25 protein-coding genes and 2 tRNA genes are annotated in these 25,475 nt (G+C 72.7%); 22 read left to right on the forward strand and 5 right to left on the reverse strand.

Annotation, left to right across the window (positions count from 1 at the left end; genetic code table 11):
- Nucleotides 1-8: 8 nt before the first annotated feature.
- Entirely contained in the window at nucleotides 9-797 is a 789-nt protein-coding gene (locus AB0G56_RS10655) for a GntR family transcriptional regulator (protein ID WP_360966735.1), read from the reverse strand.
- Nucleotides 798-953: 156 nt separating this feature from the next.
- Here AB0G56_RS10655 and AB0G56_RS10660 point away from each other — a divergent pair, with 156 nt between their 5' ends.
- From AB0G56_RS10660 to AB0G56_RS10715, 12 genes are all read left to right on the forward strand, one after another.
- On the forward strand, nucleotides 954-1,304 hold the full coding sequence (locus AB0G56_RS10660) for a hypothetical protein (RefSeq protein WP_360966738.1): 351 nt from the start codon (nucleotides 954-956) through the stop codon (nucleotides 1,302-1,304).
- A gap of 2 nt (nucleotides 1,305-1,306) precedes the next feature.
- Nucleotides 1,307-2,665 (forward strand): FtsK/SpoIIIE domain-containing protein, encoded by a 1,359-nt coding sequence (locus AB0G56_RS10665; RefSeq protein WP_360966741.1) that lies wholly within the window; start codon nucleotides 1,307-1,309, stop codon nucleotides 2,663-2,665.
- 27 nt (nucleotides 2,666-2,692) lie between these two features.
- On the forward strand, nucleotides 2,693-2,899 hold the full coding sequence (locus AB0G56_RS10670; protein WP_360966744.1) for a hypothetical protein: 207 nt from the start codon (nucleotides 2,693-2,695) through the stop codon (nucleotides 2,897-2,899).
- Nucleotides 2,899-3,585 (forward strand): DUF2637 domain-containing protein, encoded by a 687-nt coding sequence (locus AB0G56_RS10675; protein ID WP_360966747.1) that lies wholly within the window; start codon nucleotides 2,899-2,901, stop codon nucleotides 3,583-3,585. The genes AB0G56_RS10670 and AB0G56_RS10675 overlap by 1 nt, the downstream gene beginning before the upstream one ends.
- Before the next feature lie 19 nt (nucleotides 3,586-3,604).
- A complete protein-coding gene (locus AB0G56_RS10680; RefSeq protein ID WP_360966750.1) occupies nucleotides 3,605-3,796 on the forward strand; it encodes a mobile element transfer protein in 192 nt (63 codons plus the stop codon).
- Nucleotides 3,797-3,811: 15 nt separating this feature from the next.
- Entirely contained in the window at nucleotides 3,812-3,967 is a 156-nt protein-coding gene (locus AB0G56_RS10685) for a hypothetical protein (protein ID WP_360966753.1), read from the forward strand.
- Nucleotides 3,968-3,979: 12 nt separating this feature from the next.
- On the forward strand, nucleotides 3,980-4,303 hold the full coding sequence (locus AB0G56_RS10690; RefSeq protein ID WP_360966756.1) for a SpdD-like protein: 324 nt from the start codon (nucleotides 3,980-3,982) through the stop codon (nucleotides 4,301-4,303).
- A 156-nt stretch (nucleotides 4,304-4,459) separates the two neighbouring features.
- On the forward strand, nucleotides 4,460-4,702 hold the full coding sequence (locus AB0G56_RS10695) for a hypothetical protein (RefSeq protein ID WP_360966759.1): 243 nt from the start codon (nucleotides 4,460-4,462) through the stop codon (nucleotides 4,700-4,702).
- A complete protein-coding gene (gene repSA, locus AB0G56_RS10700; protein ID WP_360966762.1) occupies nucleotides 4,699-6,087 on the forward strand; it encodes a replication initiator protein RepSA in 1,389 nt (462 codons plus the stop codon). Before AB0G56_RS10695 ends, repSA begins: the two co-directional genes overlap by 4 nt.
- The gene (locus AB0G56_RS10705) at nucleotides 6,084-6,299 is read left to right on the forward strand and encodes a helix-turn-helix domain-containing protein (protein WP_360966765.1); all 216 of its coding nucleotides are present in this window, start codon (nucleotides 6,084-6,086) and stop codon (nucleotides 6,297-6,299) included. The genes repSA and AB0G56_RS10705 overlap by 4 nt, the downstream gene beginning before the upstream one ends.
- The gene (locus tag AB0G56_RS10710) at nucleotides 6,299-7,441 is read left to right on the forward strand and encodes a site-specific integrase (protein WP_360966767.1); all 1,143 of its coding nucleotides are present in this window, start codon (nucleotides 6,299-6,301) and stop codon (nucleotides 7,439-7,441) included. The genes AB0G56_RS10705 and AB0G56_RS10710 overlap by 1 nt, the downstream gene beginning before the upstream one ends.
- A gap of 146 nt (nucleotides 7,442-7,587) precedes the next feature.
- On the forward strand, nucleotides 7,588-7,977 hold the full coding sequence (locus AB0G56_RS10715; RefSeq protein ID WP_360966770.1) for a hypothetical protein: 390 nt from the start codon (nucleotides 7,588-7,590) through the stop codon (nucleotides 7,975-7,977).
- A 258-nt stretch (nucleotides 7,978-8,235) separates the two neighbouring features.
- On the opposite strand, the gene AB0G56_RS10720 is transcribed toward AB0G56_RS10715, so the two are convergent.
- The gene (locus AB0G56_RS10720; protein ID WP_360966773.1) at nucleotides 8,236-9,111 is read right to left on the reverse strand and encodes a bifunctional DNA primase/polymerase; all 876 of its coding nucleotides are present in this window, start codon (nucleotides 9,109-9,111) and stop codon (nucleotides 8,236-8,238) included.
- A gap of 408 nt (nucleotides 9,112-9,519) precedes the next feature.
- Between AB0G56_RS10720 and AB0G56_RS10725 the strand changes: the two genes are divergently transcribed.
- From AB0G56_RS10725 to AB0G56_RS10735, 3 genes are all read left to right on the forward strand, one after another.
- Nucleotides 9,520-9,831, forward strand: a complete 312-nt coding sequence (locus AB0G56_RS10725) for a hypothetical protein (protein WP_360966775.1) — start codon at nucleotides 9,520-9,522, stop codon at nucleotides 9,829-9,831.
- 371 nt (nucleotides 9,832-10,202) lie between these two features.
- On the forward strand, nucleotides 10,203-10,760 hold the full coding sequence (locus tag AB0G56_RS10730) for a SigE family RNA polymerase sigma factor (RefSeq protein WP_360966778.1): 558 nt from the start codon (nucleotides 10,203-10,205) through the stop codon (nucleotides 10,758-10,760).
- 278 nt (nucleotides 10,761-11,038) lie between these two features.
- A complete protein-coding gene (locus AB0G56_RS10735; protein ID WP_360966781.1) occupies nucleotides 11,039-12,715 on the forward strand; it encodes a long-chain fatty acid--CoA ligase in 1,677 nt (558 codons plus the stop codon).
- 117 nt (nucleotides 12,716-12,832) lie between these two features.
- Here the strand turns inward: AB0G56_RS10735 and AB0G56_RS10740 are convergent, their stop codons facing one another.
- A complete protein-coding gene (locus AB0G56_RS10740) occupies nucleotides 12,833-14,143 on the reverse strand; it encodes an MFS transporter (RefSeq protein WP_360966784.1) in 1,311 nt (436 codons plus the stop codon).
- A gap of 125 nt (nucleotides 14,144-14,268) precedes the next feature.
- On the opposite strand from AB0G56_RS10740, the gene AB0G56_RS10745 reads away from it, so the two are divergent.
- On the forward strand, nucleotides 14,269-14,847 hold the full coding sequence (locus tag AB0G56_RS10745; RefSeq protein ID WP_360966787.1) for a TetR family transcriptional regulator: 579 nt from the start codon (nucleotides 14,269-14,271) through the stop codon (nucleotides 14,845-14,847).
- A 36-nt stretch (nucleotides 14,848-14,883) separates the two neighbouring features.
- Here the strand turns inward: AB0G56_RS10745 and AB0G56_RS10750 are convergent, their stop codons facing one another.
- Both AB0G56_RS10750 and AB0G56_RS10755 read right to left on the reverse strand, forming a co-directional pair.
- Nucleotides 14,884-19,269 carry a PAS domain-containing protein gene (locus AB0G56_RS10750; protein ID WP_360966790.1) on the reverse strand — a complete coding sequence of 1,462 codons (4,386 nt, stop codon included), beginning with the start codon at nucleotides 19,267-19,269 and terminating at the stop codon, nucleotides 14,884-14,886.
- 369 nt (nucleotides 19,270-19,638) lie between these two features.
- Nucleotides 19,639-20,148: an SSI family serine proteinase inhibitor gene (locus AB0G56_RS10755; protein ID WP_360966793.1), complete on the reverse strand. Its 510-nt coding sequence runs from the start codon at nucleotides 20,146-20,148 to the stop codon at nucleotides 19,639-19,641.
- Nucleotides 20,149-20,396: 248 nt separating this feature from the next.
- Between AB0G56_RS10755 and AB0G56_RS10760 the strand changes: the two genes are divergently transcribed.
- From AB0G56_RS10760 to AB0G56_RS10785, 6 genes are all read left to right on the forward strand, one after another.
- Nucleotides 20,397-20,487, forward strand: a tRNA-Ser gene (locus AB0G56_RS10760).
- 214 nt (nucleotides 20,488-20,701) lie between these two features.
- A tRNA-Arg gene (locus tag AB0G56_RS10765) sits at nucleotides 20,702-20,774 on the forward strand.
- Between the two features lie 108 nt (nucleotides 20,775-20,882).
- Entirely contained in the window at nucleotides 20,883-21,788 is a 906-nt protein-coding gene (locus AB0G56_RS10770) for a DUF2797 domain-containing protein (RefSeq protein ID WP_360966796.1), read from the forward strand.
- 221 nt (nucleotides 21,789-22,009) lie between these two features.
- The gene (locus AB0G56_RS10775) at nucleotides 22,010-22,933 is read left to right on the forward strand and encodes an amidohydrolase family protein (RefSeq protein ID WP_360966798.1); all 924 of its coding nucleotides are present in this window, start codon (nucleotides 22,010-22,012) and stop codon (nucleotides 22,931-22,933) included.
- A gap of 132 nt (nucleotides 22,934-23,065) precedes the next feature.
- Nucleotides 23,066-23,806: a response regulator transcription factor gene (locus AB0G56_RS10780; RefSeq protein ID WP_360966801.1), complete on the forward strand. Its 741-nt coding sequence runs from the start codon at nucleotides 23,066-23,068 to the stop codon at nucleotides 23,804-23,806.
- Nucleotides 23,803-25,461: a HAMP domain-containing sensor histidine kinase gene (locus tag AB0G56_RS10785; protein WP_360966804.1), complete on the forward strand. Its 1,659-nt coding sequence runs from the start codon at nucleotides 23,803-23,805 to the stop codon at nucleotides 25,459-25,461. The genes AB0G56_RS10780 and AB0G56_RS10785 overlap by 4 nt, the downstream gene beginning before the upstream one ends.
- The last annotated feature ends 14 nt before the right edge of the window (nucleotides 25,462-25,475 follow it).

The raw sequence follows: 25,475 nt of genomic DNA on the forward strand, positions 1-25,475 counted from the left end.
GCGACCGTTCACCACCTTTCCAGGGGGGTCACGCACTTCACGGCGTAGCGGTCGCCGGGCAGTACGACGTCTGCCACCTCCACGATCCGGCCGGTGATGTCGTAGAGGGTCTTTCGGACGTCCATGACCGCGATGCCTGGCATGAGGCCGAGTTCTTCGACCTCGTCGGATGTCGGGGGACGGGCGGTCACGACCTCCTCGACCCGGTCGACCTCGACGCCCACGGTGTGCAGCTGGTTCATGGTGCCGCCGGGCCACGGCTCCTGGGCCTCGTCGAGGAGATCCGGGTTCTTCTCGGCGAGCGCGTAAGGGATGTACGAGCGGGCGACGTTCAGCGGCTCGTCCTCGTTCACGCTGCGGGTGCGATACGTCCGCCTGAGTAGGGCGGTTCCCGGCTCGACGTCCAGGGCCGCGGCCAGAGCCTCCGGGGCCTCGATCCGCTCGTACTGGGCGTTGAACGCCAACTGGGTGATGGCGAGGCCGGTGTCCAGCTCGGTGGCGCCGGTGGTGCTGCGCTCCTTCAGGTCGGCGCGGGCACGGTTCTTCTCCCACTGGTGGCGGAGGTTGCTCCGTTCGGCGCGCTGGCGCTGCTTGCGTACGAAGTTGCCGAGACCGTGCCTCTTCTCGATCAGCCCCTCGGTCTGGAGCGCGCTCAGTGCCTGTCGCAGCGTGGGCAGGCTGACCTTGTACTCCGTGACCAGGGTCGTCTCCGCCGGCAGCCGGTCTCCGGGGGTGTACTCGCCGGAGTCGATCCGGCGGCGCAAATCCTCCGAAACCTTCTCGTATCGCTTCGCCATCTGCGGCCTCCTTGCTTCGACACGCAGTCTAAGTCCTCTTGAGGACTTGACGAGTAGTCGGGGACTCTGCATAGTCGTAGCAACTCCTAAAGAGGAGTTGAGGACAACAGCTCTGTAAGTGCTAGCTGAGCCAGCCCTGTGAAAGCGAGTTCCCAGATGCGTCAGATCCCCGTCGACACCTCCGACGCCACCGCGATGGTCGCGCAGGCCCCGGAACGGAAGATCCGTGACCGGCGTACCGGTGAGGTCGCCACCGACGCCGAGACCGGCGCGACGCTCATGACCGTGAGCGTGATGTTCGCCCTCCACGGTGACGTCGAGATCCTGAACGTCACCGTCCCCGAGACCGGCATCTCCGGTGAGCTGCCGATGGGCACGCCGGTCGCGCTCACGGGCCTGGTCGCCCGGCCGTGGGAGAACGAGTTCAACGGCCAGAAGCGCCACGGGATCGCCTTCCGCGCGGTCGCCGTTACCTCGCTGACCGCTGCGGCGTCGCAGGCGGCCTGATCATGACCCGCTTCGCGGCCGCTCTCGTGCTGGTCGTCGCCACCGTCGGTCTGCTGCGGTGGCGGCGCCCCGCCTGGTACTGGCTGACCTTCGGGATCACCTTCGCCGTCGTCCGGGTCCTGTTCCGCTACGCCTCGGTCATGGACGCCTGCGGCCTGACGGTCCCGCCCTCGCGCTGGCGCTTAGCCCTGGCCCGCATGGCCAACCGGCCCGTTCCCGGCCCCCGCGCTCCCCGCATCCTCCGGGTGCGGCCCACCCGGACCGGCCTGGTCCTGCGGCTCAAGCTCCGGGCCGGTCAGGACGCCTTCGACGTCGCCGCCTCCTGTGACCGGCTCCGGCATTCGTTCGCCATGTACGGCGTCACCTCGCGTGAGCTGCGCTCGGGCGTGGTCGAGATCCGGATGACCGGTTACGACGTGCTCAAGCGGGTGCAGATGCCGGCCAAGACAGACGCCCGTCCGATGAGGGTCCCGGTCGCACTGCGGGAAGACGGCTCGGTCCACTACCGCGACTACCGGTCGATACCGCACGCCCTCACCCTCGGCGCCACGGAGTCCGGCAAGTCCGTCTACCAGCGCAACCTGGTGGCGGCGCTCGCCCCGCAACGGGTCGCCCTGGTCGGCATCGACTGCAAGCAAGGGGTGGAGCTGTTCCCGCTGGCCCGCCGCTTCTCCGCGCTCGCCGACAACCCCGACAGCGCCGCCGACCTCCTCGATGCCCTCGTGGCCCGTATGGAGGGCGTCTATCAGCTCATCCGCGCTGAGCAGCGGATCACCGCTGACGTGCCGGATGCGGAGATCGCCGCCGACATCTGGAGCCTGCCGGAAGACCTGCGGCCGGTCCCGATCGTCGTCCTGGTCGACGAGGTCGCCGAACTCGCGTTGTTCGCGAACAAAGAACAGGAGAAGCGCCGGGACCGGATCATCACCGCCCTGGTCCGCCTCGCCCAGCTCGGCCGCGCGGCCGGCATCTACCTGGAGATCTGCGGGCAGCGCTTCGGCTCCGAACTCGGCAAGGGCATCACCATGCTCCGCGCCCAGCTCACCGGCCGCACCGCCCACCGCGTCAACGACGAGACCAGCGCGAACATGGCCTTCGGCGACATCGCCCCGGACGCCGTGCTGGCCGCGATCCAGATCCCCACCGACCTGCCCGGCGTCGCCGTCACCGGCGACTCGACCGGCGGATGGGCTCGCATCCGCGCCCCGCACACCTCGCTCCGCCAGGCCGTGAACACCTGCAACCGGCACGCCCACCTGACCCCGGACCTGCCCGAACTCGCCCCGTTCCGGCCCGTCCTGCCCGGCGCCCCTGCGGCGGTCCCGGTGCCGCTGTCCAAGACGGCTCCTGCCACAGCCTGACCACACCCGTAGAAGGGAGATCCCACCGTGTGCCCCGACTGCGACGACTTCGCCCGCACCGTGCTCCTCCTCGGGCAACTCGCCCTGTACGCCGACATGACCGGCGCCGACCTCGACTTCGTAGAAGCCGTCAGCCCGTCCCTGGCCGCCTCGCTGCCCGAGCCGCCGCCCGACACCTTCTCGCCCGGCTACGACCCGAGCGACGGCCCGGACTACCCCGGCGGGGACATCTGATGGCCCGCTCCGCTCTGCGCATCGACGCGGTCCTGGTCCAGGCGGTCATCGCCGGTGCCTTGTCCTTCGCTCACCTGCACGACCTCGCCTCCGCGGCTGGACAGGACGGCTGGAAAGCCTGGGCCTACCCGGTCAGTGTCGACCTGCTGCTGGTCGCCGCCTGGCGCCGGCTCCGCACCGAGGGACCGTCCCGGCTGGCTTGGTGCTGGTTCGTGGTCGCGCTGTTCGCCTCGCTCGGCGCGAACGTCGCCACCGCCGGGTTCCTCGACCTGGCCGACCCGCCCGCCCTGCTCCGCCTCGGTATCGCCGGATGGCCTGCCCTCGCCTTCCTCGGCGGCACCCTCCTCGCTCACTCCTCCGGGGACCGGGCGCCGATTCCGCCGGCCGCCACTGTCCCGGATCCGGCTCCCGAGACACGGCCCGAGACCGCGCCGGAACCGGCCGCCATCGCCGAGCCGGAATCGGCCCCGGTCGTCCCCGCCGCCAACGAGCCCGCCCCGGCCGCCGACCCGGCCCCGGCATCCCGCCCGGCCCTGCCGGTCCCGGCCGCGCTCGTCGACCACGCACGGAAGGTCGCCGCCGACCACCAGGCCCGGACCGGTGCCCAGATCGACACCGACACCCTCCGTGCCCGCCTCGGCGTCCCGGCGCAGCTCGCCGACACCATCGCCGCCCACCTCGCCTGACACACAAGGAGAACGGCCCATGCCCGCCCGCGACTTCTTCCACTCCGTGATGCGAATCGGCCCGGTCCAGATCGGCACCCACCGCGACCACTTCGGCGAGACCAAGCACGCGGCCGTGTGTGCCAACGAAGGCTGCGGCTGGTCCTCGGACTACTCCAGCCGTTCCGCCGCCCAGCTCGCCGCCCGCACCCACCGCTGCCGCGCCTACTGACCGGAGGTCACAGCCATGGAAGTCCCCCTCTGGCTCGCCCTGCTCGTCGTCGGCTACCTCGGCATCAAGCTCTTCCGGCCGCCCGCCTGGCTGATCGCCCTGCTTCTGCTCGGCGGCTTCCTCCTCGCCGACAGCACGATTGCCCCCGCCATCAACGACCTTATGAAGTAGAGGAGTCCGCACATGCTTCGCCCGAAGATCCCCACCATGCCGACCCCGACCGGCATCATCACCACGCACGCAGTCATCGAGCCGACCGCCATCACCCCGGCCGCCGCTCAGTTCCCGCCGCCCGCCTTCGTCGCCCCGGTGGCACCGTCCCGCCCGGTCGTCCAGCTCACCCCCGGCACCGCACTCGCCCTCGTCGGCGGCGGCACCGCCGTGGTCCTGGTCATCGGCACGGTGCTGGTCTCCATGCTGCTGGCCGTGGCCATAACCGGCATCTCCGTCGCCGTGTGCGCCGTGGTTCTGCGCTCGCTGATCGGCACGCACCGCAAGCGTCGCTGAGCGGCCCCCGGGGCGGCCTCAACCGCCAAGTTTCGTCCGCCCCGGGTGCCTTCCCACCTTCCAGATCCAACGGACCCGAAAGGGAAGCTCCATGATGCCCGACTTCACCCCGGCGCCGTGCCGGAAAGTTCTCGTCCGGCCCGGTGCGGTGATCGCGTGAAGACCATCACCACCTCGGCCCACCTGGAGCCGGACACCACCATCCGGGTGAACGTGTTCGACAGCACGCCTGACAGCGACAGCTTCGTCAGTCTCCGCATCGGCGGCGAACAGGTCGACATCGCGCCCCTCGCCCGACCGGGCACCGCCGGCGCCCTGCGCGCCCTCGCCCGCGCCGCCGAGGAAGCCGCCTCCGCACTCGACGAGATCGCCGAATCCGTCTCGGGCGGTGCCGCGTGACCGACACCGCGACCTTCACGGGCCTGGACCCGATCACCCTGGGGGACCTCCTCCGGGTGGCCGGGTCCCCCGGCTTCGACCGCTGGGAAGACCAGATCCGCCGCACCGGCGGCTGCGCCGACCCGATCCACCTGAGCGGCTGGGTGCTCCACAAGGACAAGACCACCGGCCAGACCCTGCACCACTACTCGACCGAGGGTGAACCGGGCAGACGACTCCGCGTCGCCTGCGGCAACCGCCGGGCCTCCCGCTGCCCGTCCTGCGCCTGGACGTACGCGGGCGACACCTATCACCTCATCCGCGCAGGCCTCGCCGGTGACGACCGCCGGGACATCCCGGCCACCGTCCGCGATCACCCCCGCGTCTTCGCCACTCTCACCGCCCCCTCGTTCGGCCCGGTCCACAACCGACCCGACCGGGGAGTCTGCCGCTGCGGGTCGGACCACCCGGCCGGTGATCCGGCTCTCGGCACCGCCCTCGACCCGACCACGTACGACTACGCGGGCGCCGTCCTCTTCAACAACCACGCCGGACAGCTCTGGCAGCGCTTCACCAACCGTCTGCGCCGTGAGATCGCTGCCCGCGCCGGCCTCACCCAACGGGAGCTGAAGGAGCGCGCCCGGCTGTCGTACGGCAAGGTGGCGGAGTTCCAGAAGCGCGGTGCCGTGCACTTCCACGCCGTGATCCGCATCGACGGACCCGACGGCCCCGACACCCCGCCGCCGACCTGGGCCACGGTCGGCCTCCTCAGCGACTCGATCCGCGCGGCTGCCGCGCACTCCTACACATCGGTGACCGTCCCGGCCGCCGACGAGCAGCCCGCCCGTACGTTCCGCTGGGGCACTCAGCTCGACGTACGGCCCATCAAGGCGTTTGGGGACGCCTCTGACCTGACCGAACAGGCCGTAGCTTCCTACGTCGCGAAGTACGCCACCAAAGCGGCGGAGAACACCGGGACGTTTGACCGGCGCATCGGTGAGATGTCCGAACTCGACCGCCACGGCGTACCCGACCACACCCGCCGCCTCGTCGCCGCCTGCAAGCTCCTCGACCCGCTCTACCCGGACCGGCGGCTCTGGGCCTGGGCGCACATGCTCGGCTTCCGCGGCCACTTCTCCTCGAAGTCCCGCCGCTACTCGACCACCCTTGGCGCCCTACGTCAGGCGCGCGCCGATTACCGCGCCGCGCAGGAACACGCCGCCCTCGGCCTGGACGACGCCGAGCCGGACACCGTGCTCGTCCTCGCCGACTGGCAGTACGCCGGCCACGGCCACACCCCAGGCGAATCCGCACTCGCGGCCACGATCGCCCGGGACCTCCAGCTCAACCGGCTGACAGCCCGCGAAGTCTTGGCCGCGTTGCCCGTCGACGAGATGGAGGGATGACCGTGGATCGACTGCTCACCGTGGACCAGGTCGCCGAATGCCTCGGCACGGGTGTCCGCTTCCCCCGTCGCCTCATCGAGGAACGCCGGATCACCTTCGTGAAGGTCGGCCGTCACGTCCGTATCCCCGAGAGCGCCGTAGAGGCGTACGTGGACGCCAACACCGTGGAACCGGTCGCCCTGCGGCCCTCTGGATTCAGGAGGGCGGCCTGATGCCCGGCAAGCGCAAGTCCCGCCGCAACTTCGGGCGGATCCGTAAGTTGTCGTCCGGCAGGTTCCAAGCTCGGTACCCCGGTCCTGACGGTGTGCTGCGTCCTGCCGACCGGACGTTTGCCACGTCGACCGACGCCGACCGCTGGCTCATGCGGAAGCGCATCGAGATCGAAGAGGGGCGCTGGCTCGACCCGGCGGAGGGGCAGACGACCGTACGGGAATGGGGTGCCCGGTGGCTCGCCGCTGTCTCGCCGCAGCTCAAGCACAAGACTCAGGCGTCGTACCGGTCCCTGATCAACTCGCTGATCGACCCGGCGCTCGGAGATCGTGAGCTGGCCGGTCTCCGGCCGATCACCATCGCCGAATGGGTCGGGGGAATGAGAACCAGGGGCCTGAGCGCATCGCGGATCAGGCAGGCGTACCGCGTGCTCTCGCAGATCATGCGGTCGGCCGTCGACAACGACATGATCCCGCAGACGCCGTGCAGGGGTGTGAAGCTGCCCCGGATGCCGCAGACCGAGCCGCACATCCTCACGCCGCTGGAAGCCTCCCGGATCGTGCGGAACGCTGCCAAGCCGCATGACCTGCTGATCGCTCTCCTGGCGTACGCGGGCCTGCGGGTCGGTGAAGCGTTCGCCCTCCGGCGTGCGGACATCGATGTGCCCGGCGGCCTCGTCCTGGTCGACGAGAACCTGGCCGAAGCGAACGGCGCCCTCGTCTTCGACACCCCCAAGTCGCATCAGAAGCGGCTTCTCCGGGTGGGCCCGGCCCTCGCGAAACGGCTGGGAAAGTACCTGGAGGAACTGCCCGGCGGGGAGGACGCACTCCTGTTCACCACGCCCGCGGGAAAGCCGCTGCGCTACAACCAGTGGCGCAAGGCGTACTTCGACCCTGCGGTGTCGGCGGCCGGGCTGACCGATGTCACCCCGCACGATCTCCGGGCCTCGCACGGCACGTGGGTCGCCGACCGGTACGGCGTGATGACCGCCGCTCACCGGCTCGGCCACTCGAACGCCAGCGTCACCACTCGCCACTACGCCCGGCCGGTCGCCGGCCGCGATGACCAGGTGGCCGAAGCTGCTGACGCGTGGCTCGGAGGGCAAGAAGGGGATGACTCTCCTGAGGCGGACAAGGCTCGCTGAAACGCCTGCCCTTGTTGGCGCCCCTGGCCAGGAACATGGTCAGGGGCGTCGCGTTGTGTGGCACCCGATCCCGGAGTTAGGGCACGCGTGGCCATGTCCAATTCCCGTCTATGCGGTGTGCATGCGCGCCGCTACTCTGCGTGTTCATGGGGAAAGTAGTGCGTCTGTACTGGGGATACATGGTGGCTGCTGCCTTGGTCGTTGCTTGGAGCCAGCAATGGGCCTTGCCGGTGGTCGTTGCTCTGTCAGTCGGAGTCTCGGCCTACGCCGCATTTCAGGTCCCGGTCTGGTGCGGAGCCGTCAACCGGGATGGCCGGACCTACTGTCGCAACAACGCGTATGGCGTGCTGATGGGCTGCTCCAAGCGACAGCACAGGTGGCAGAAGATCAAAATGATCGTTCTGCGCAGCAAGGTCGGAAACGCCAGCCGGTCCGTGTTCCCCACGGCCAAAGAGAAGTTCAACGGCGCTCTCGCCGTGGGAGGCCTGCTGTCGGCTGTCGCCGCAGTGATCGTTCCCGTTGTGACTGGTGGTTGAGCGGGCACGGTCGTCGCCTAGGGCACGTAGCGGGCACGACGACGATGGCGACGGCTCCGCCGGGGTGCCCGCACGCGTCTGACCTGCTGCGCAGCGGTCGGCGGTCATGATCGCCGAAAGATCTTGAAAACCGTCGTGGCGCGAGTCACCGTGGGTTCAAATCCCGCACCCACCGCTTGAGCGAACGGCCCCTGACCAGGTGAGACGGTCGGGGGCCGTTGTGCTGTGCGCTGTTGCCGGGGGTTTGGTGCGGGGCGGTCATGGGTGGTGGCCCGTCAGGTGGGCTGCCGAGGTGAGGGTGGCGCGGGCCTCGTGTTCGGGGAGGCCGGTGGTGCGGGCCGCGTCCAGGAGGGCGGCGTGCAGGGCCGGGCCGATGCCGTTCTCGTAGGCGCGGCAGGCTGCCCAGAACAGGCGGGTGTTGCGCTGGCCCTCGCGGGCACCGAGGACGAATTGGATGAGGCCGTGGCCGTGTCGTTCGGTGTCCGGGGGGAGGGGGCGGCGGGGCGTGCGGGGCGGGGGGAGGAGCAGGCGCAGGAGCGGCGGCGGGCAGGGCGCCGGGGGCAGGTGGGCGGTGCCCGGGGCGGTGGCGTACGTGCCGTGGTCGGTGCGGGAGCCCGGGCCGACCAGGTAGCCGCCGGCGCCGCGGATGTCGATGCCGGGGGCGAGGCGCCCGGCGGAGTTGGGGACGACGACGTCCGGCGGACCGCTCAGCCACAGGTGCCGGCCTCCGCTGGGGGTCAGGACGACGACCGTCGCGGGGAGGACGAAGCGGTGGCGCCGGGCCAGGGCGCGCAGGGCCGCCGCCGAGTCCGTCCCGGTCTTGGTGTCGAGGTCGACGCCGATCAGACGGTACGGAGGCAGACCGCAGGCGATGCCGTAGCCGGTGGCCCGGGGAGCCGCGGCGAACAGCTCGCGAATGCGGACGGGGTCGGTGGAGGCGTCGTACACCCCGTGGCCGAAGCGGCCGCACGCGCCGTGGCAGGGCGGGCGGGCCGGGGCGGGGTCCTCGCGGTGCGGGGAGCGCAGGGCCGGGAGCTTCGTCCGGGACAGGGGGATGACGGCCAGGCCGCGCTCGGCGGCTGACAGGGCGTGGGCGAGGGCCAGTGTCGTGGCCTGCCGGTCGGTGGTGGCCATGGATCTATATTCGTACGAGCGTTCTAGTGAGGGAAGGGGGCGGAAGTGTGGCGTGCTGGGGGCGCGCGTTTCGGCCGGTTTCCGCCGGGCGCTTGCCGGAACGCTTCACCTCTTGCCGCGCTTGAGCCGGCGGGGGGCGCTCTCGTGCCGGTCGGGGCGTCGGGGGCGGCAAAGGTGGTGAAAGGGGTTTATCGACTTGTCCTCACGCTTGCGTGCGAATCGGTCCTACCGGGGTGGTCCGCCGGGGTTCCGTGGGCAACTCTGATCTTGCGACGTCGTGGGAAACCGCTGGGGCGGTCGGCCGACTCCCCTGGTGAAAGCCGTAGTTCAGGTAGCTTCACGCAGCTTCACGCAGCTTCACGTACTTCCGGCAGGCAGCCGGTGCGTACCTCTTACTGGAGGAGCAATATGGCAAGCATCCGTACCGCCCGCGTTCTCGCCGCCGTCACCGCCGTCCCGCTCGCGGCAGCGCTCTTCACCGGCATCGCGGCGGCGGACACCGGCGCCCTGGCAGGCGCCGGATCGAACGCGGGTGTCGCCGGTATCGTCGGCAGCGGAGTCGGCCACAACAACAGCGGCAACTCGTCCACCACGGGGCAGCAGGCGGTCGGTTCCGGCGCCTCGAACCAGAGCAACACCGCCCAGGTCAACGGCTCCGCGTTCACGGCCATCCAGCAGGGCAACAGCAACGTCGCCGTCCACTTCACCCACCTCTGGTGAGCCGGGGCGGGCCGGCGCGCACATTGGGGAGCCGCCGGCCCTGAGGTCCTGTGGGTGTGCTTGTGGGGATGCAACACACATCTGCGCGGCGGTGCCTCGGCACCGCCGCGCAGGCGTTCGCGCAGGCGAAAGGGGATGAGCGAAGGCGGTCGCAGGCACCGGCTGTCTCGCCTGCCCCACCGGATCACCGGCGCCACCCGACCCGCGCGCCACGCGATCCGTACCACCCAGGGGTGAACCCGCACCCCGCTCCCCCTCCCCGTCCACCTTCAGGAGGTGCGGTCAACCCCACCTCTACAACCTGAGGCGGACCCCGCTTCGGGACCTGCGGCCGATCCGCCGACGGGGTGAGCGCTCCTAGCGTGGAGGGCATGACCACTCCCGTCTGCACCAGCGCGTCGACAGCCGCCGTCCCGGCAACCCACAGCCTGGCGTATCCGTCGTTCGCCTCGTACGTGCGGGCCCGCCAGCCGGTGCTGCTGCGCACCGCGCGGTCGCTGACCGCGAACCCGTGCGACGCGGAGGACCTGCTCCAGACCGCGCTCACCAAGACGTACGTCGCCTGGGAGCGGATCGAGGACCACAGGGCGCTCGACGGGTACGTCCGCCGTGCGCTGCTGAACACCCGTACGTCGCAGTGGCGCAAGCGCAAGGTCGACGAGTTCTCCTGCGACGAGCTGCCCGAACCGGAGCCGGTGGCCGGCGCGGTCGACCCGGCCGAGCAGCAGGCGCTGCGCGACGCCATGTGGCGGGCGATCACGAAGCTGCCCGCCCGTCAGCGGGCGATGGTCGTCCTCAGGTATTACGAGGACCTCTCCGAGGTGCAGACGGCCGAGGTGCTCGGCGTGTCCGTGGGCACCGTGAAGTCGGCGGTCTCGCGTGCGCTCGGCAAGCTCCGTGAGGACCCCGACCTCGGGCGCGTGCGCTGACCGTCCGCCGCGGCCGCCCACGCTCGCCGTCCGCCACGGCCACCTGCGATCCACCGTTCGCCGCGCCCACTTGTGAGGGGCCGTACCCGCGACCACCTGCGATCGGCCGTACACCGAGGCGCCCCGCGCCTCCCCGCACACCGATGTGCCCCGCGCCTACCCAGCGCCCCTCCGTCCTCCCCCTCCACGCGGACGCCCAGCTGATCGATCACCCGGCCTAGTGACATACCGCGCGGTATGTGCGCAGAATCGGCGCACACCCTACTGCCGCGTAGGTCATGCCGCTCCGGGAGGACGCCGTGCTGAGCACCATGCAGGACGTACCGCTGACCGTCACCCGCATCCTCGAACACGGGACGCTGGTGCACGGACGGTCCCAGATCACCACCTGGACCGGGGAGGGCGAACCGCGGCGCCGCAGCTTCGCCGAGGCGGGCGCCCGCGCGGTACGGCTGGCGAACGCCCTGCGCGACGAGCTCGGCGTCCGCGAGGACGATCGCGTCGGAACGCTCATGTGGAACAACTGCGAGCACGTCGAGGCGTACCTCGCCGTCCCCGCCATGGGCGCCGTGCTGCACACGCTCAACCTGCGCCTGCCGGCCGAGCAGCTGACCTGGATCGTCAACCACGCCGCCGACCGCGTGATCATCGTCAACGGCTCCCTCGTGCCGCTGCTCGCCCCCCTGTTGCCGCACCTGGCGACGGTCGAGCACGTCGTCGTCTCGGGCCCCGGGGACCGCACCCCGCTCGACGGCGGGTCCGTGCGGGTGCACGAGTACGAAGAGCTGATCAGCGACAAGCCGGTGACATACGACTGGCCGGAGCTGGACGAGCGCCGGGCCGCCGCCCTGTGCTACACCTCCGGCACCACGGGCGACCCCAAGGGCGTGGTCTACAGCCACCGTTCGATCTACCTGCACTCCATGCAGGTCAACATGGCGCAGTCCATGGGCCTGACCGACCAGGACACCTCGCTCGTCGTCGTCCCCCAGTTCCACGTCAACGCCTGGGGCCTGCCGCACGCCACCTTCATGACCGGCGTCAACATGCTGATGCCCGACCGCTTCCTGCAGCCCGCCCCGCTCGCCGAGATGATCGAGCGCGAGCGGCCGACGCACGCCGCCGCCGTTCCCACCATCTGGCAGGGCCTGCTCGGGGAGCTGACCGCACGCCCCCGCGACGTCTCCTCCCTCACCCAGGTCACCATCGGCGGCTCGGCGTGCCCGCCCTCCCTCATGGAGGCCTTCGACCGGCTCGGCATGCGGGTCTGCCATGCCTGGGGCATGACGGAGACGTCCCCGCTGGGCACGGTGGCCCGTCCTCCGGCGTATACGACCGGCACGGACGAAGAGTTCGCCTACCGCCTCACCCAGGGCCGCTTCCCGGCCGGCGTCGAGGCGCGCCTGACCGGCCCCGGCGGCGAACGCCTCCCCTGGGACGGCGAGTCGGCGGGCGAGCTGGAGGTGCGCGGCCCGTGGATCGCCGGCGCCTACTACAACGGTCCCGACGCCGAACCCCTGCGCCCCGCCGACAAGTTCAGCCAGGACGGCTGGCTGAAGACCGGGGACGTCGGCACCATCAGTCCGGACGGCTTCCTCACCCTCACCGACCGCGCCAAGGACGTCATCAAGTCCGGCGGCGAGTGGATCTCCTCGGTCGACCTGGAGAACGCCCTGATGGCCCACCCGGACGTGGCCGAGGCCGCCGTCGTCGCCGTCCCCGACGACAAGTGGGGCGAGCGCCCGCTGGCCACGGTCGTCCTCAAGGAGGGCGCCGCCGCCGACTTCGAGACGTTGCGCGCCTTCCTCTCCGAGGAGGGGAAGATCGCCAAGTGGCAGCTCCCGGAGCGCTGGACGCTCGTCACCGCGGTGCCGAAGACCAGCGTGGGGAAGTTCGACAAGAAGGTGCTGCGCAGGCAGTACGCCGCCGGGGAGCTGGATGTGACGAGTCTCTGAGGACGAGGACGAGGACGAGGGCGTGCGCGAGGACGTGGGCGCGGTCGCGGGCGCGGGGGCGCCGGGGAGTGGCGGCCTGCGGCGGTGACGGGTGGCTCGCGGTGGCGGGGCGGTGCCTCATCGCCGTACGGCCGTCGTGACCCAGCCCACCACGAGCCAGAGCGCGGCCACCGCGCACACTCCGGACCAGCCCCAGTGGGCGAAGGCGGGGGCCGCCACGGACGAGGCCAGCGCGGCGCCGGCGAAGCCCGAGACGACGTAGGCCGTGTTGGCGGTCGCCGGGCTGGACGTGGTGGTCAGCGCCAGGGTCTGGTTGGCGACGTGGGAGGCGACCAGGGCCGCGTGGATCGCGACCGCGGCCACGAACAGCGCCACGATGGTGTGCCCGCCCAGCCAGAACAGCGGCACGGACACGGCGGCCAGGATGTAGGCGGACCGTACGACCTTGCCTGCGCCGAACCGGTCGACCAGGCCGCCCGCGAGCGGCGCCACCGCGCTCGCCGCCAGCCCGAAGAGGCCGAAGAGCCCGGCGGTCGCGATCGACAGGCCGTACGACGGGCCGGTGAGCAGCAGCGCGAGCGAGGTCCACAGGGCGCTCCAGGCGCCGAACATGCCCGCCTGCCGCACGCTCGCGCGCCACAGGCCGGGCGAGCGGCGGACGAGTCCGGGCAGGGCGGTGATGCCGGACAGCAGCGGGCCGGAGCCACGGCGGCCCTCCGGCGGCAGGGCGAGGGCCGTCGCCAGACCGAGCGCCAGGGTCAGCGCGGACGCGCCGACGAACACCCATCGCCAGCCGAACGCCTGTCCGGCCAGCGCGCCGACGACGCGCGCGGCGACGATGCCGGTGAACAGGCCCGCGATCACGGCGGCGACGTGCCGCGCGCGGCGTTCGGCGGGGGCGCGTTCGACGACCAGCGGGACGAGCAGTTGCGGCACCACGGTCGCGGCGGACGCGACGAAGACGGCGGCGGCGAGCGCGCCGGTGCCGGGGGCGACCGCCGCGACGAGCAGTGCGGCCGTCGTCGCCACGGACAGGACGGCCACCAGCGGGCGCCGGTTGACCCGGTCGCCGAGCGGGGCGAAGAAGAGCAACCCGGCCGCGTACCCGAACTGGGCCACGGAGGCGATCCAGGCCACCCCAGAGGGCGCCGCTCCGAAGTCGCGGGCTATGAGGGGGAGCAGCGGGGCGGCGAGGTAGATGTTGCCCGCGGTGATCGCGGTGCACAGGGCGATGAGGGCCAGGAAGGCGTTGGGGCCGAGGCCGCGCCGGGGCGCGGGAGCGGGGCCGGGGAGAGGGGTGGCGGGGGCCGGAGCCGAGGCCGGGCCGGTCGCGGTGGGAGCGGTCGCGGCGGGATCGGTCGTGATGGGATCGGTCGTGATGGTGGCCGTGGTGGGGGCGGCCGTGGTGGGGGTCGGGGACGTTGGCATGGTGCGGGACCTCCGGGGCGGGACATGTCTGCAACCAACTGGTTGGTTGGACCGTGTAGCAGTCTGAACCGGTGATTGATTCCTGTCAACCAAACAGTTGGTTGCCAGCGGGGTACGCTTGCCCCATGGCAGTCAGGGACCCCGAGGCCACCAAGGCCCGCATCTTCGAGGCGGCAGTCGCCGAGTTCGCCCGGCACGGCATCGCGGGAGCCCGCATCGACCGCATCGCCGCCCAGGCCAAGGCCAACAAGCAGCTGATCTACGCCTACTTCGGCAACAAGGCGCAGCTGTTCTCCCACGTCCTCGGCCGCTGCATGGTCGACCTCGCGGCGGCCGTGCCGGTCGACGCGGACGACATAGAGGGCTACATCGACCGGCTGCTCGACTACCACGCCGCCCATCCCGAGATCCTGCGCCTGCTGTTCTGGGAGGGCATCGAGTACGGCGCCGCCGAACTGCCCGACGAGGCGGAGCGCCAGGACCACTACGGCCGCAAGGTCGCCGCGATCAAGGACGGTCAGGAACGGGGTGTCATCAGCGACGTGATCCCCGCACCGGACCTGATGTTCCTGCTGGTCGCACTGGCCGACTGGGCCGTCGTCGTCCCGCAGATCAAGCGGATCATGGTCGGGGCCGACGACCTCGCGGAGGAACGGCTGCGGGCCTCGGTCAAGGAGGCGGCCCGCAGACTCGTCGCGAAGTGACCGTCCGGGCGGGGCCGTCCGACCCCCCCGGAAACGTCAGTTGGTGCCGATCCGGGCCAGCAGGTCGACGATCCGGGTCTGCACCTCGGTGCTGGTGGAGCGTTCCGCGAGGAACAGCACCGTCTCCCCGGAGGCCAGCCGCGGCAGGTCCGCCTGGTCGACGGCGGCCGTGTAGACGACCAGCGGGGTGCGGTTGAGCTGCCCGTTCGCCCGCAACCAGTCGAGGATCCCGGCCCGGCGGCGGTGCACCTGCATCAGGTCCATCACCACCAGGTTCGGCCGGAACTGCCCCGCCAGCGTGACCGCGTCGGTGTCGCTCGCGGCCCGCGCCACCTGCATCCCGCGCCGTTCCAGCGTCGCGGTCAGCGCCAGCGCGATCTCCGCGTGCTCCTCGATCAGCAGGACGCGCGGCGGGTGCTGCTCGCTGTCGCGCGGCGCGAGCGCCTTCAGCAGAACCGCCGGGTCCGCACCGTACGCCGCCTCCCGGGTCGCCTGCCCGAGCCCGGCCGTGACCAGCACCGGAACCTCCGCGGCGACCGCCGCCTGACGCAGCGACTGCAACGCGGTGCGTGTGATCGGGCCGGTCAGCGGGTCGACGAACAGCGCGGCGGGGAAGGCCGCGATCTGCGCGGCGACCTCCTCGCGCGAGTGCACGATGACGGGACGGTAGCCGCGGTCGTTGAGCGCCTGCTGCGTGGTGACGTCCGGGGCCGGCCAGACGAGCAGCCGGCGCGGGTTGTCCAGCGGCTCCGGCGGCAGTTCGTCGTCCATCGGCTGCGGTCGCGGGGTGTCCGCCACCTCGACGGCACCGCCCGGCCCGTCCAGCGGTTCGGGGCCCTCGGCGGCGTTCTCGTCCGGTGCGCCTATGGCGTACGACCGTCCGGCGCCCTCGGACGGCTGCGCGAGCCGCGGCTGCCCCGCCAGGGGAGGCTGAGATGGCTGAGCCGCCGCGCCGGGGGCCGCGGGCGCCCCGGGAGGAGCGGCGGGTGCGGCGGGTGCTGCGGGGGACGGCTGGAAGGCGGGTCGTTCGGCTGCCGGCGGGTGCGGGCGGGCCGTCTGCTCGGGGTGCTGCTGCTCCGGGCGCGTCGCGGCCGGGTCCGGTGGCGTGCCGAGCTTGCGCCGACGTCCGGAACCACTGGCCGCGTGCGGTGGCGGGGTGGCCGACGGCTGCTGCACCTGGGCGGCCTGACGGCTGAAGGGCACGCCCTGACCGAGCGTCCGTACGCTGATCGACCGGCCCTGCGTCGAGTGCGGATCGGCCGGTGCGGCGGACTCGGCGGGCAGCGGCTGGGCCGCACGCGGGACGGCCCCGGCAGCGGGCCGTCCGGCCGCGGGCCCGGCGCCCGGCACCGGCGGCCGGCCGGCGGGCTGTTCGGGCGGCAGCGGGGTTCCGGCGGCCGGAGTGCCGACGGCCGGTGTTCCAGTGGCCGGTGTTCCAGGGGCCGGGAGGCCGGGTGCCGCGGGCGTGCCGTGCGCGGGCGTACCGGCGGCGGAGCCGGGAGCCGGGTTCGGGGCGACGGGAACACCGCTCACTGCCGCGGGCGGTACGGAGCCCAGGGCGCCGTTCGGCGGCGGCACGGGAACGCCCGCGCCGAGGGCGGGAGTGGACGCGGCCGGGGCCGCGGGGGTTGCCGGGGCCTGGGGAGCCTCGGGTGCCTCCGGGGCCTGGGACGGCTCGGCGACCGCCCGCCGCCGTCGGCCGGTCGGTGCACTCGCGCGATGCGGCTGCGGCGGGGTGTGGTCCTCGGCCTGGTCGCGGCCCACGGCGTCGTGGCGGCCCTCGTCCGGACCGGGAACGGCACCGGCAGGCGCGCCCTGGCCGGGAATCCGTGCCTGTGCCTGTGTCTGTGTCTGTGCCTGCTGCTGCGGCACGGGCGGGCCGTCGGTAGCGGCGGCCGGCCGGTCCGCGTCGGCGGGCGGCAGCGCGAAGACCGTACGAGGAGCCGCTTCCTGCGCCGCGGCACGCTCGTTCGCCGCCGCCAGCGCACGCCGACGACGACCGGTCGGCTGCACGGCACCGTCACCGGCATCCGTGGCGGCGGAAGCAGAAGAAACAGAAGCGGGGGCGGGAAGTGCCGCGGGGCTCGCGGGGGTCGGCGCACTCGCGTCCTGCGCCTGCCCCGGCATGGCACCGGGCGCGGGCGCGGGCAGCGCAGGAGCCGGCGCGGGGGGCTCTCCGGGCTCGTGCCGGACCTGTCGTGCGCCGGGCGCGGGCACGGGTACGCCCTGCGGCGGCACCGTACCGCCCAGGCCGGACCCCGAAGCGGCCGTGCCCGCCGCGTGCTCGGCCGCCGTCACCACGGCGCCCTCCGCCACATCCAGGTCCTCGGCGGGCCGTCCGCGGCGCCGGCCCGTACCGCCGGAGGCATCCGTGGCCGTGGACTGGGTCGGTTCCGGTTCCGGTGCGGGCTGCGGCGCCTCGACCGCACGCCTGCGGCGGCGTCCGGTCGGTGTCACCCCGGCGCCGGAGGTCGCGGAGGAGTCTCCTTCGCCGTCACCGTCCAGGAACGCGTCCGTGGAGGACCGGCGGGCGCGGCGCCGTCCGCCGCCCGTGGCCTGCGCGGGCAGGGCGACCTCGGCCACGCCAGAAGCCGTGCCACCGCGGGGACCCGGCTGCGCACCCGCGCCCGGTTCGGCCCCCGGGCCCGCGAGGGCGGCCGGTCCGGCCGGGCCCGGAGCAGCGGGGCCGGCAGGACCCAGGGCGGCCGTGTGCGGGGCGGCCGGTTGCAGAGCGCCGGGCAGGCCCGCTGCCATGGCACCCGCCCCGCCCCCGAGGGGCACCTCCAGGACGTACGCGGTGCCGCTCGTCCCCGGAACCTGGTGCGTCTGCAGCACGCCTCCGTGGGCGCGGACGATGCCGCGCACGATGGGCTCGTGCACCGGGTCTCCCCCGGCGTACGGGCCCCGCACCTCGATCCGTACGACCTCGCCGCGCTGGGCCGCCGCGACCACCACGGTGTTGTCCATGTAACCGGTCGTCGAGACGGGCGCGTTGCCGGTCGCGTCCACGCCCGCGACGTCCGCGACGAGGTGCGCGAGCGCGGTGGCCAGTCGCCGCGGGTCGACCTCGGCCTCGATGGGCGGCGCGTGCACGGCGAACTGCAGCCGGCCGGGCCCGACCAGTTCCACGGCCCCGTCGACACCGGCGGCGACGACGGCGTCGAGCATCACCTTCGTCCGGGTGATCTCCTCGCTGCCGATGTCGAGGCGCTGGTAGCCGAGGACGTTGTCGATGAGGGTGGTGATCCGCGAGTAGCCGGCGGAGAGGTGGTGCAGGACCTGGTTGGCCTCGGGCCACAGCTGCCCGGCGTCGTCGGCGGCGAGGGCCGCCAGCTCGCGGCGCAGTTCGTCGAGGGGGCCGCGCAGGGAGCCGCCCAGCAGGGTCAGCAACTGCTCGTGGCGGGCGGCGAGGGCCTCGTGGCGGTCCTTCTCGCGCTCGCCCAGGGCGGCGTACCGGTCCTCGCCCGCGGCCAGTTCTTCCGCGTGCCGCTCGGTCAGCTCCTCGATCTCGGCGGCGTGCTGCCGGCGCAGCGCGTCGAGTGCGGCGGCGTGCTCCTCGGTGAGCCGCTCCCGCTCCTGCGCGTACCGCTGCTCGGCGGCGGCCCTCTCCTCGACGAGCGCGTCGTAGGGGCGCCGGTCGGTGAAGGTCATCACGGCGCCGACGAGCTGGTCGCCGTCGCGCACGGGCGCCGTGGTCAGGTCGACGGGCACCTTGGCGCCCGCCTTGGACCACAGCACCTGGCCGCGCACCCGGTGCTTGCGCCCGGAGCGCAGGGTGTCGGCGAGCGGGGACTCCTCGTACGGGAACGGCGAGCCGTCGGTGCGCGAGTGCAGCACGAGGGTGTGCAGTTCCCGGCCGCCGAGTTCGCCGGCCCGGTAGCCGAGGATCTGGGCGGCGGCCGGGTTGACGAGCACGATCCGCCCGTCGGTGTCGGTACCGACGACGCCCTCGGCCGCGGCCCGCAGGATCATCTCGGTCTGCCGCTGCGAACGGGCCAGTTCGGCCTCGGTGTCGACGGTGCCCGCCAGGTCGCGGACGACCAGCATCAGCAGCTCGTCGCCGGTGTAGCCGGAGGCGTCGTAGGCGTGCTGGCCGTTCTGCAGATTCGCGCTCGTGACCTCGACGGGGAACTCGCTCCCGTCGGTGCGCCGCGCGATCATCCGGGTCGGCTTGGTCCGCGCGCGCGGGTCGATGTGGTCGGGGCGGCGCATGGAGCCGGGGATGAGCTTGGAGTCGAAGTGCGGCAGCAGATCGAGCAGCCCGCGCCCCACCAGTGCGGTCCCCGGGGTCTCGAAGGCCTCCAGGGCGATGGTGTTGGCGTTGACGACGGTGCCGTTGGCGTTGACCAGCAGCAACGCGTCGGGCAGCGCGTCGAGTATGGCAGCGAGGCGAGCAGCGCCTCGGGATGGCCTGCTGCTCACGAGACGCTTCCTCCCTGTTACCGCACCTTGCCCACCGCGGGGGCCATCTTGCCAACCGGCCCGCGGAGTGTCACGCGAGCGAGTCTATGCGCTGAGGTTGCGCGCGCGACGCCGGATGCGAGGGAGGTCGCACGGGGAAGTGACGTCGAACCTGTGACCGTACGGTTCCGCTTCGCACGGCCTCCGCAGGTCCTTCACGGACCACGGAACTCCCTTTACGACCTCTTGCAACCTCTTGCGACCTCTTGCGACCTCGACCTCTTGAGGCCCGGCTCCCCGGGGCCTCCGGAAGACCCGAGGGCTTCCGCACCCCCGCCTCACCCGGTTCCGGGCCCTGGGGCCTCCGAACCGGCGGACCCGCGCCTTTGCTCAGGACCCGAGATCGGGCAGCACCGGTACGAGCCGGTTCCAGCGATCGATCTCGCAGCCGTCGCGCCGGTCGTACGCCGCGTCCACCGGGCGTCCCGCCCAGGTCCCGGTGACGCGGGCGGTGGCCGGACCGCCGTACTGCAGGGTGCAGGCGCTGTCGTCCGGCACCGGAGCGAAGGTGTCCCGGCCCCAGCGCGTGGTCCGGTCGAGCACCCGGCAGGCGCCCCGCGCGTCCGGGTGGCTGCCGCCGCGGGGATGGCAGTACAGCTCGTACGTCCCGTCCCGGCCGCCACCCGCGTGGCGCACGGTGACGGTGAGGTGATCGCCGGCCCGGTCCTCGTCGCGGACGGGCGGAGGCGCACCGGCGGAGGCGGCGGCGGGCACGGCGGACAGGGCCACGAAGGCGACGGCGGCCGTGGCGGCGGCGAAGGAGGCCGAGCCGCCGAGGAGGAACCGTCGCGGGGAGCGCTGTCGGAAGCGCCCCGGGGAAGAAGAGCTGACCTGCACCATGCCCGGACTAACGCGCCACCCGCCGGGACGTTGCGCCCCGGCCGCCTCGCGCACCCAGGCCGCCTCGCGCACCCAGGCTGCTTCGCGCAGCGCGGCTGCTTCGCGAACTCCGGTCGCGGCGACGCCACGGCAAGGACTTTGCCCTGGGCCCCGCCTCCCTAGTACCGTGGGGGGCGATTGGTGACACCCCGCTCGTCTGTGTCATCATCTGCACGCACCGATCGCGCGCTCGCGTGAGCGGTTGTGCTGGAGGCGTCGCCTAGTCCGGTCTATGGCGCCGCACTGCTAATGCGGTTTGGGCCTTAAAGCCCATCGAGGGTTCAAATCCCTCCGCCTCCGCGCGAGAACACCGAAGCCCCGGTCCCGATGGACCGGGGCTTCGGTGTTGCCGTGCCCCGCCGCGCCCGCCCTCCGTATCCCCCAGGAACGCGTTTTCGCAGGTCACAACGGGTGTGGGGAATGGATTTCACATGACGGCGGCAGTCATGTAATGTTCTTCCTGTCGCCGCGAGCGGGCCGGAAGGGCCGGGAGCGAAGACAGAAAACAGAACAAGCACTCGTAGCTTAACGGATAGAGCATCTGACTACGGATCAGAAGGTTGCAGGTTCGAATCCTGCCGAGTGCACACAGTTCAGAGGCCCCGCCGGTTGATCCGGCGGGGCCTTTGGCTTTTGACCGTGCGGGTGGCGGGAGGACGGGCCGTTGTCAGTGGTGGCTCGTACGCTCGTGAGTGATGGATCGGCTGTGGACGTGCTCGGGGCTGCGGTGGGCGGCGGACGGTCCTGTGCTGGCGTGGAAGGGCGGGCGTTCGAGCGCGCTGCCGTGGGGGAAGCGGGTGGCCTTCGCGGTCGCGGAAGGGGGAGTACGGACCTGCGTGGGGGCGCGGGGACACGCGTGTCCGGCGCGGGCGGCCGTGTCCGGGCGGAGCACGGGGGCGCGGTGCGAGCAGTGTGCGCGGCTGGACCGGGCGTACTCCGTGGCCGCCGACACGATCGCCGACGATCCCCGGCCCTACCGCGTGTACCTGGCGTGGTTCGGACCCGGCATGACCAAGGTCGGGATCACCGCGGTCGAGCGGGGACCGGCGCGGCTGCTCGAACAGGGTGCGATCTGCTTCAGCCGGCTCGGCACCGGGCCGCTGATGGCGGCCCGGCGGACCGAGGAGCTGCTGCGCGCCGCGCTCGGGGTCCCGGACCGGATCCCCTACGCCGCGAAGCGGGCCGTGCGCTCCGCGCTGCCGCCGGACCCGGCCGAGCGGGCCGCCGAGATCGGAGAACTGCACGGGCGGGCCGGCGCGCTCCCCGGCTGGCCCGAGTCGCTGGCGCGGGAGCCGTTCCGGCCGGTGGACCACGTCGGCGTGTTCGGGCTCGGCGGGGAGGTGCCGGGCGCCGTCGCGGAGGTGAGTGAGCTGGTCGCGGGCGGGGTGGTGAGCGGTGCGCTCCTCGCCGCCGCCGGGCCGGACCTGCATCTGGCCACGGGCAGCGGGGTCGTCGTCCTCGACACGCGGCTGATGACCGGCTGGGAGCTTCGTCCGGTCGCGCACGGCGAGGGCGAGGGCACGGCCGGTCGGCTCACGGTGCCGGTGCGGAGCCCGGGGCCGGCCAGGGGAGTACCCGGAGTACAGGACGGCCTGTTCTGAGTCCGGGTGGTGATCGGACGGCCTCCGCCGGACCCGGTGCCAGGGCGGCCCGCCACCCCGGCGCCGGAGCCGGGCGCCGGGGACGGGACCGGGCGCCGGAGCCGGGCGCCGGGGACGGAACCGGGCACCGAGGACGGGACCGGGCGCAGGGGTGGAGGCCGGGGATGGCACCGGGCGCCGGGGGGTGGACGTCCGGCGGCTGCGGGGTGATCGTGGGCGGCATGAGTGATCAGCCACAGCCTGCGTCCCGTACCGCACCGGCTGCGGTCGAGGAGGCGGCCGAAGTGCGGCGGTTCCTGGAGCGGACCGGTCTGCGGGGGCTCGTCGACGTGCACACGCACTTCATGCCCGAGCGGGTGCTGCGCAAGGTCTGGGACTACTTCGACGGGCTCGGCCCGCTCACCGGCGGGCTGGAGTGGCCCATCACCTACCGGGAGGAGGAGCAGCAGCGGATCGCGCGGCTGCGGGAGTTCGGGGTGCGGGCGTTCACCGCCATGCTCTACCCGCACAAGCCCGGCATGGCCGAGTGGCTGAACGGCTGGGCGGTCGGCTTCGCCCGCCGTACGCCCGACTGCCTGCACACCTCGACGCTCTTCCCGGAGGAAGGCGTCCACACCTACGTCGGGGAGGCCGTCGAGGCCGGCGCGCGCGTCTTCAAGGCGCACGTCCAGGTCGGCGCGTACGACCCCGCCGACGAACTCCTCGACCCGGCCTGGGGCCTGCTCGCCGAGGCGGGTGTGCCCGTCGTGATCCACTGCGGGTCGGGGCCCGCGCCCGGCAAGCACACCGGCCCCGGGCCGATCGGCCGGGTGCTCGCCCGGCACCCCCGGCTGCGGCTGGTCGTCGCCCACATGGGCATGCCGGAGTACGAGGACTTCCTCGGCCTCGCCGAGCGGTACGCGCAGGTGCGGCTGGACACGACCATGGCGTTCACCGACTTCAGCGAGCGGTTCGCCCCGTTCCCCCGCCGTGCCCTGCCCCGGCTGGCCGCCCTCGGCGACCGGGTCCTGCTCGGCTCGGACTTCCCCAACATCCCCTATCCCTACGTCGAACAGCTGCATGCGCTGGAGCGGCTCGGCCTCGGCGCCGACTGGCTGCGCGCGGTCTGCCACGACAACGGCGCCCGGCTCTTCGGGCTGGAGTGAGCAGGAGGGGAGGAGGGCAGCGGGCCGGGCAGGCGCCGCCCAGACGGTTCCTGAGAGGCGCCTGTGGGTTTCTCAGGGAAAACACAGATGCGTGAAAGTGTGTTCTCAGAGGGTGCCGACAAGGTGGCCGTCATGACCACGACTTCGCCCCAGGGGCGCACCGAACTGCTGAGGCCGGACGGTAGCCCCGTCCGGGTGCTGGTGGTGGACGACGAGCTGTCGATCACCGAGCTGCTGTCCATGGCCCTGCGCTACGAGGGCTGGCAGATCCGCAGCGCGGGGGACGGGGTCGGTGCCCTGCAGACCGCGCGCGAGTTCCGGCCGGACGCCGTCGTGCTCGACATGATGCTGCCCGACATGGACGGTCTCACCGTCCTGGGGCGGCTGCGCCGCGACCTGCCCGACGTCCCCGTCCTCTTCCTGACCGCCAAGGACGCCGTCGAGGACCGGATCGCCGGGCTGACGGCCGGCGGGGACGACTATGTGACCAAGCCGTTCAGCCTGGAGGAGGTCGTCGCGCGGCTGCGCGGGCTGATCCGGCGTTCGGGCGCCACCGACCGGCGCTCCGACTCCGTCCTCGTCGTCGGCGACCTCACCCTCGACGAGGACAGCCACGAGGTCGCGCGCGGCGGGGACAACATCCACCTCACCGCCACCGAGTTCGAGCTGCTGCGCTTCCTCATGCGCAACCCGCGGCGCGTGCTGAGCAAGGCGCAGATCCTGGACCGCGTCTGGTCGTACGACTTCGGCGGTCAGGCCAACGTCGTCGAGCTGTACATCTCCTACCTGCGCCGCAAGATCGACGCGGGCCGCGAGCCGATGATCCACACCCGGCGCGGCGCGGGGTACCTGATCAAGCCCGCGGTGTCGTGAACGGACGGCGGCGGCCGCGTACGCCGGGGCGGGGGCGCGAGCCGCGCACCCTGCGGACGCGGCTCGTCGTCGCGTCCGTCGTCCTGATCGCCGTGGTCTGCGCGGTGATCGCGACGGTGACGACGCTGGCGCTGCGCTCGCACCTGTACGAGCAGCTCGACGACCAGTTGAACGAGGTCTCCGCGCGGGCCTCCGGCGTGTTCCGGCCGCCGGGCCAGGGGGGCAAGGCGTGGATCCCCGACCAGCAGGGCCACGTGCCGGACCCCAAGGACATCCGTCTCGCCGACTTCGTCACCAAGGGCCCGCAGCCGGGCGGCACCGTCGTCGCGAGGACCGAGAACGGCACCATCACCGAGGGCGTGGTCGGCGAGAAGACCAAGGACGACGCCGGAATCCCGCAGGTGAACGCCAAGTCCCTCACGACGGCCCAGCGCGAGGCGCTCGGCTCCGTCTCCCAGGACCAGGACCAGGACCAGAACAAGCAGACCGTCGACCTCCCCGGCCTGGGCGGCTACCGCGTCGTCCACGCCACCGGCCCCAACGGCTCCTTCTACGTGGCCATACCGACCGGGGAAGTCGACAACACCGTCAACACCCTCGTGCTCGTGGAGATCAGCGTCACCGTCGCCGGTCTCGTCGCGGCCTCGCTGGCCGGTGCCGCCATCGTCGGCGTCGCCCTGCGCCCGCTGCGCCGGGTCGCCGCCACGGCCACCCGGGTCTCCGAACTCCCCCTGCACGCGGGCGAGGTCAACCTCAGCGAACGCGTCCCGGCGCCGGAGACGGATCCGCGCACCGAGGTGGGCCAGGTCGGCCTGGCGCTCAACCGCATGCTCGACCACATCCACGGCGCGCTGCACGCCCGGCAGCAGAGCGAGACGCGGGTACGGCAGTTCGTCGCGGACGCCAGTCACGAACTGCGCACGCCGCTCGCCTCGATCCGCGGGTACGCCGAACTCACCCGGCGGGGCGGCGAGCGGATCGGCCCGGACACCCGGCACGCCCTGGGCCGTATCGAGTCCGAGGCCGACCGGATGACGCTGCTGGTGGAGGACCTGCTGCTGCTCGCCCGGCTGGACGCGGGCCGCCCGCTGCGGTTCGAGCAGACCGACCTCCTGCCGCTGGTCGTGGACACCGTCAGCGACGCGCGGGCGGCCGGCCCGGACCACATCTGGCGGCTCGACCTGGCCGACGGTCCGGCCGTGGTGTCGGCGGACGCGGCCCGGCTCCAGCAGGTCCTGGTCAACCTGCTGGCCAACGCCCGTACGCACACACCGCCCGGCACGACGGTGACCGCGCGCGTGCGGCGGGGCGGGGCCTGGCTGTGCGTGGACGTCGAGGACGACGGGCCGGGCATCGCGGGGCAGCTGCTGCCGTACGTCTTCGAGCGGTTCGCGCGCGGCGACTCGGCGCGCACGCGCGCGACCGGCTCGACCGGTCTCGGTCTGGCCATCGTGCGGGCCGTGGCCGCCGCGCACGGCGGCACCGTCACCGTGGAGAGCGTGCCGGGACGGACCGCCTTCACGGTGCACCTGCCCGCCCTGCCCGGGCCCGTCCCCCTGCCCGGGCCCGTCCCCCTGCCGGCGGCCGGCTCCCGGCCCCCGACCCCGTCTCCGTCCCAGCCCCTGCCCCTGCCCCGATCCCAGTCGTACTCATAGGCCCGGCACAGCGT

The sequence above is a fragment of the Streptomyces sp. NPDC021356 genome (assembly GCF_040641015.1).
In the GTDB taxonomy this organism is placed as follows: domain Bacteria; phylum Actinomycetota; class Actinomycetes; order Streptomycetales; family Streptomycetaceae; genus Streptomyces.